2 protein-coding genes are annotated in these 2,221 nt (G+C 51.4%); both read left to right on the top strand.

Annotation, left to right across the window (positions count from 1 at the left end; all coding sequences use genetic code 11):
• Positions 1-372 precede the first annotated feature (372 nt).
• A complete protein-coding gene (locus GGR07_RS06545) occupies positions 373-717 on the top strand; it encodes a hypothetical protein (RefSeq protein ID WP_027325102.1) in 345 nt (114 codons plus the stop codon).
• A gap of 438 nt (positions 718-1,155) precedes the next feature.
• On the top strand, positions 1,156-2,221 hold a 1,066-nt coding region (locus GGR07_RS06540), incomplete at its 3' end, for a DUF4373 domain-containing protein (RefSeq protein WP_183200472.1).

Genomic DNA, 2,221 nt, shown 5'->3' with positions numbered 1-2,221 from the left:
ACCGTGATGACCATATATGCTTACCGTGATGACCATATATGCTTACCGTGATGACCATATATGCCTACCGTGATGACCATATATGCTTACCGTGATGACCATATATGCTTACCGTGATGACCATATATGCCTACCGTGATGACCATATATGCTTACCGTGATAACTATATATGCTTGCCGTGATAAAGATATGTGCTTCTCTTCGGTGAATCAGAAGCTTGCCGCAATAGCTATATATGCTTGCCTGATAAGCCATACATCTGCTGTGATAACCTGTGTATGCCTGCCCTGATAAGGATATATGCCCGCCATGCCGGATATATGAATTGTAAATAAATAACTCATTTTTTCAACATAAAAAATTTGAATATCATGAAACCTGAATTTTCTTTATCGGCACGACAATCCGTGTCCACCGTAATTTGTAGCAGTTGCAAACGAGAGCTCCCGTTGGATTGCTTCTATATGAGAAAGAAAAGCCGCTGTCCGGACAGTTATTGCAAAGAGTGCCGCAAAGATTTGAGCCGTCGGAAGTACACGAGCGAAAAGGCCGTCCGTATCGCCTCGTCCGTCCGCCTTCCCTATCCTGTCATCACCGAGATCGAGGACCGGGAGACGCGTATCCGGTTTATTCTGAACGCTCTCCGGGTGGTACGGCTTAGCGTTGAGTGCAAAAAGAGGAGGATGCTGGAGGAAGAAGAGAAGGCTTTGCTGTGATAAGCGAGTGGACTTCCTCGCCCGGCGGGTGAAACGGTGGCTTTGATTTCGGACGCGGGGCCTTGATGTGATGAGCGTGAGGGCTTCCTCGCCCGGTGGGTGAAACGGTGGCTTTGATTTCGGACGCGGGGCTTTGGTGTGATGAGCGTGAGGGCTTCCTCGCCCGGCGGGTGAAGCGGTGGCTTTGATTTCGGACGCGGGGTCTTGATGTGATAAGCGAGTGGGCTTCCTCGCCCGTCGGGTGAAACGGTGGCTTTGATTTCGGACGCGGGGCCTTGATGTGATAAGCGAGTGGACTTCCTCACCCGGTGTCCGGAATCGGATATGCAGGGGGGAGGAAGTCTTGCGTTTCTCCAAAGGATGCATCCGGCGATTTGGGAAGAAGCGAGAATCATAAACCTTTTTTATCATAAAAATAGTTACAATAATCATAGTAGTATGGCAAGAATAAAGAAAAAGGGATTGGATTATTTCCCTCTGAACACAGATTTTATCCACGACCGTGCCGTGCGCCGCCTCATGAAACGCGGGGGCGACTCCGCTCTCGGCATTCTGGTAGAAGTGCTGTCGTATATTTATGCCGGCGAGGGTTATTATGTCCGCGCCGACCGTTTGTTTTACGAAGATCTTTCGGCGGGTTTGTACGAAAACAGCGCGGACGATGTGGAGCGTATCATCCGCCTTGCGGTGGAGTACGGACTGTTTGACGCCGGACTGTTCGAGCGCGAGCGCATACTGACTTCCGCCGAAATACAGCGCCAGTATCTTTTCAGCACCCGTCGTAGGAACGTTCCGGGTTTGGAGGCGGCATACAGCCTGTTGACAGTAGAGGAATCGGTTGAAAACAAGGAAGATACGGATGAAAACACCCTTTCCTGCTGTGTAAATCAGGGTGACGGCGAAGACGTTTCAGCTGTTGAAAATGTAACATTTATCCCCGAAAATGTAACATCGGGTACACATAGCATAGCACAGCATAGCATAGCACAGCAAAGCAAAAAAGATCCCCTCCTCAGTCCTCCCCTGAGAAAAACAGGGGAGGAAGGGAAGAGGAAGAGGGGAAAGGAGGAGGTTTTTTCTGAAACTTCCTGCGGAAGGGATGCTGCGCGGCATTCTGTGGGCCCGTCCGCTGGTTCATCTGCTCCGTCTGGCGTGAATGCGTTGGCTGCAAACTCTTCCCGTGAGGATAGTGCCCGGCATTCCGGAGTTCCGCCTGTTGGTTCATCTGCTTCATTTGGTTCGTCTGGCGTGAATGCGTTGGCTGCAAGCTCTTCCGCGAGGGATGCTGTCCGGCATTCCGTAGCTCCGCCTGCTGTGCCATCTGCTTCATCTGGTTCGTCTGGCGTGAATGCGTTGGCTGCAAACTCTTCCGCGAGGGATGCTGTCCGATATTCCGTAGCTCCGTCCGCTGGCTCATCTGCTTCATTTGCTGCTAATGGGTTGGCTGCAAGCTCTTTCGAGGAGGATAGCGTTCGGCATTCCGTAGCTCCGTCCGCTGGCTCAT

Origin of the sequence: Bacteroides pyogenes, from assembly GCF_014196225.1 — a bacterium.
Lineage (GTDB): Bacteria > Bacteroidota > Bacteroidia > Bacteroidales > Bacteroidaceae > Bacteroides > Bacteroides pyogenes_A.
Note: the sequence above shows the minus strand (reverse complement) of the source record. Positions and strands in the feature narration are given on the sequence as shown.

Coding starts and splice junctions, on each gene's coding strand:
- GGR07_RS06545 (WP_027325102.1), top strand. CDS start 373: ATGAAACCTGAATTTTCTTTATCGGCACGACAATCCGTGTCCACCGTA.